5 protein-coding genes are annotated in these 3241 nt (G+C 59.5%); 4 read left to right on the top strand and 1 reads right to left on the bottom strand.

What is annotated here, in order from left to right; all coding sequences use genetic code 11:
• Positions 1-205 (top strand): hypothetical protein (locus tag VL547_RS10980; RefSeq protein ID WP_325577713.1); only part of this gene is annotated, 205 nt, incomplete at its 5' end.
• Between the two features lie 37 nt (positions 206-242).
• Here VL547_RS10980 and VL547_RS10975 read toward each other — a convergent pair.
• A complete protein-coding gene (locus tag VL547_RS10975) occupies positions 243-1118 on the bottom strand; it encodes an alpha/beta hydrolase (protein ID WP_325577712.1) in 876 nt (291 codons plus the stop codon).
• A gap of 168 nt (positions 1119-1286) precedes the next feature.
• Here VL547_RS10975 and VL547_RS10970 point away from each other — a divergent pair, with 168 nt between their 5' ends.
• The 3 genes from VL547_RS10970 to VL547_RS10960 form a co-directional block, all read left to right on the top strand.
• The gene (locus tag VL547_RS10970) at positions 1287-2294 is read left to right on the top strand and encodes a sensor histidine kinase (RefSeq protein WP_325577711.1); all 1008 of its coding nucleotides are present in this window, start codon (positions 1287-1289) and stop codon (positions 2292-2294) included.
• A complete protein-coding gene (locus tag VL547_RS10965; protein ID WP_325577710.1) occupies positions 2291-3028 on the top strand; it encodes a LytTR family DNA-binding domain-containing protein in 738 nt (245 codons plus the stop codon). Before VL547_RS10970 ends, VL547_RS10965 begins: the two co-directional genes overlap by 4 nt.
• 74 nt (positions 3029-3102) lie before the next feature.
• The coding region (locus VL547_RS10960) for a twin-arginine translocation signal domain-containing protein (RefSeq protein WP_325577714.1) at positions 3103-3241 on the top strand (139 nt) is incomplete at its 3' end.

Below are 3241 nucleotides of genomic sequence, written 5' to 3'. Positions count from 1 at the left end.
CCCTGCAAATCGTTGGGACCAACTGCCAAAAACCTGTGACGAAGCGCAAAAAAAAAGGCCCCCTCCTGGAAAGGAGGATGGCCAGGCTTTGCATTTAACCAAAAACGACTGCTTATATAACGATGGCTTGCTGAAAGATTTCCTGCAAACTTATGCCCGCTTTGCACCGAAGTCAATACCACAAAGCGGTATAGCAATCATTTAGCGTATTAACTATCACCGGTCATGCGTAGTTATACGCATCAGCGGGCGGCAGTTGTACGCAAAAAAGCGTCTACCTGGCCGTCGAGCCAGCCGGGCTCGTCGTACATGATGAAGTGCCGGGAGGAGTCGTTGAGCGCGATGGTCACCGAAGACGCCAGCGCGAACTGGCGCCGGTACTTCCCGAGCGTGTTTTCCCGGGTCGCGCCATACCCCTTGTACGACACCCAATCCCCGAGCACGAGGATGGGACAGCGGACCCTCCCCATCTCCGGGCGGAGGTCGGTGGAGAAAAGCTCGTACATGACCTCTCCCTGGGTCTTCCCGTCGGAGCGGTCGGCCATGGCCGCGACTTCGGCCACCCGCACGCTGTCCCGGATCATGAACCGGATCGCGGCCCTTGAACCCGCGGCGGCCTGCGCCAGCGTTTGCATACCCATATAGCGTTTGATCTGCGCGCCGATCGCCCGCGCGCTGTCCAGCGTAATGCTGTCGCCCATCGACAGCGCGGGCAGGAAGGGCGCGCTGCTGACGACGACCAGCCCTCCGGCGATCCCGGGCGACCGTGTCTCGACCCGGAGCGCCAGCCAACCCCCGAGGCTATGACCGACGAGTATCGGGCGCTGCAACCCCTCGGTTCGGATGAGCGATATTATCGCTTCCGCAAAACCGGTGAGCAACGAGTCCGACATCACCGCCGGCGCCTGCCCGGCAAAGCCGGGGAGGGTCAGGCTGTAGCAGGTGTAGCGGTCCTTGAGGTGGTCGACGGTTTCTTTCCAGACGTCGCCGGAGCAATACAGCCCCGGGATAAAGATCACGGCGGGGCCGTGCCCGGCTTTGGCGACGCCGAGCGGCGACTGAGCGTATGCGGCCGCAGTGGCGGCGAATAGTAGAATGGCAAGTGCTATGCGTTTCATGAAGATAAATTTTATCCCAAAGAGACGGCGGCGGCCGGGGCAGCGCAAATCGTTTGGATGAAAGTGTGGCGGCCAGGGATGAAACCCGGCGTGGCGATTTCATCCAAAAAAAGGGCGATTTCATGGATTTGCGGCGCCGCATTGGCGCACGCGTCCTTTATTTGCAGTATGCCCCACCTATCCGTCAGATACGTCTTATACATTTATCGCTGGCACGTAGTCTTCTGGCTGTTGTATTTCATCGGCTGGACGTGGTTTTCCATGCATATGTACCACGGCTCGCCGGGACGCGCGCTGACGGTCACCGCCGTCTATGCGATAGGGCAGGGGGTGCTTATCTATGTAATGGTGAGGCGGTGGATGCCGCGGTACCTGCACCCGGGGAAGGGCTGGCGTTTTGCGCTGCTTGTGCTGGCGGGGCTGGCGGTCAGCGCCACTTTTATCAGCTTCCTGACCTACTGGTTGATGGGAGAGAAAACAGGGGCGTCCCTGGGCGCCTTTTGGGGGTATGTGCTGCTGGGGAACACTTATTGGGTCATCCTGGCGCTCGTGAGCGTGACGGTGCGGGACCGGTTTTTCCAGGAACGACGGCGGATGCAGACGGAGCTGCGCTTCCTGAAGTCCCAAATGAACCCGCACTTCCTCTTCAACGCCCTCAACAGCATCTACGTGCTCATCCGCAAGGACCCCGACCTGGCGGAGCACACGCTGGCCGGCTTTTCGGACATGCTCCGGTATCAGCTGTACGAGTGCACGGTCGAGCACATCGCCGTCGACCGGGAGGTGGCCTACGTCGAGAACTTTATCCGGCTGGAGCAGCTTCGCAGGGGAGACAGCCTGGTGCTGGACTATGAGAAGCCCCGCGGGATCAGCGGCTTCGACATTGCGCCGATGCTGGTGTTCCCGCTGGTGGAAAACGCCTTTAAATACGCGTCCACGCACACCGACCGGGAGAACCGCGTGCGCATTCAGATCGGGTACGAGGAGCCGCTATTTACGATACGGATCGACAACACGACCGAGGACCAGAAGGAGCGCCCATCGGAAAAGGCCGGGGGGATCGGTCTGAAAAACCTGCGCCGCCGGCTGGCACTGCTGTACCCCGAGCGCCACCGTCTCGATATCGAGACCGCCCCCGGGGAATATTCCGCCACCCTTCAACTTCAAATCCGATGAACCTGCGTTGTATCATCGTCGACGACGAGCCCCTGGCCCGCGAAGGGCTGGAGCGGCTGGTCCGGGAAACGGGTTTCCTGGAGCTGTTGGCGCAGTGCGGCAGCGCCATGGAGGCCAACCAGGTACTGGCCACACAACCGGTGGACCTGATGTTCCTGGATATCCAGATGCCACGGATGAGGGGACTGGATTTTTTGCGGACGCTGACGAAAAAACCGCTGGTGATCGTGACAACTGCTTTCCCGGATTACGCGTTGGAGGGTTTCGAGCTCCAGGTGCTGGATTACCTGCTCAAGCCCATCACGCCGGAGCGCTTCCTCCAGGCGGTCAACCGCGCCAGAGCGAGCGCGGCCGCGGGCGCCCAAGAAAGGACGGACGCCGGAGCCACGGTGCGGAACGAGCCGGAGGAGGCCGCTTATTTTTTTATAAAAGCCAACAACGGCTTTGAAAAAATCTACTACGACGATCTCCTGTTTGTCGAAGCCGCCCAGAATTACTGCGCGCTGCACACGCGCCGGGGCAAGCTCCTTACGCTAAGTACCATCCACGCGCTCGAAGAACAGTTGCCCGCGCAGCGGTTTATCCGGGTACAGAAGTCGTACATCGTGTCGATCGATAAGATTACATCCGTTAGCCCCACGGAAGTCACCCTGGACGGACTCAAAATCCCGGTAAGCAAATCATACAGGGACGAATTGCTCGCGCTCGTGGACCAGAATCTCCTGCGAAAGTAACCGGCTATGAAAATAAAAAGGCATGACCGTTTTTGTTTTTCCCCTACCTTCATCACCCCAACCAACGAATTGCCATGCATCGCAGAACCTTCCTCAAAGACACCAGTCTCGCCGCCGCAGGCGTAACCATCCTGAATTTCCCCGTTTTTGGAAAAAATGCGCCGTCCAACAAGGTCGTCGTGGGCGTCATGGGTCTGAACGGCCGTGGCTCCT

Origin of the sequence: Dinghuibacter sp. (assembly GCF_035492835.1) — a bacterium.
Lineage (GTDB): Bacteria > Bacteroidota > Bacteroidia > Chitinophagales > Chitinophagaceae > Dinghuibacter.
This window is presented reverse-complemented; position numbering and strand designations above follow the sequence as displayed.

What these genes read in the sequence shown, in the direction of transcription:
- VL547_RS10975 (WP_325577712.1), bottom strand. Translation starts at nt 1,118, where the DNA reads ATGAAACGCATAGCACTTGCCATTCTACTATTCGCCGCCACTGCGGCC.
- VL547_RS10970 (WP_325577711.1), top strand. Translation starts at nt 1,287, where the DNA reads ATGCCCCACCTATCCGTCAGATACGTCTTATACATTTATCGCTGGCAC.
- VL547_RS10965 (WP_325577710.1), top strand. Translation starts at nt 2,291, where the DNA reads ATGAACCTGCGTTGTATCATCGTCGACGACGAGCCCCTGGCCCGCGAA.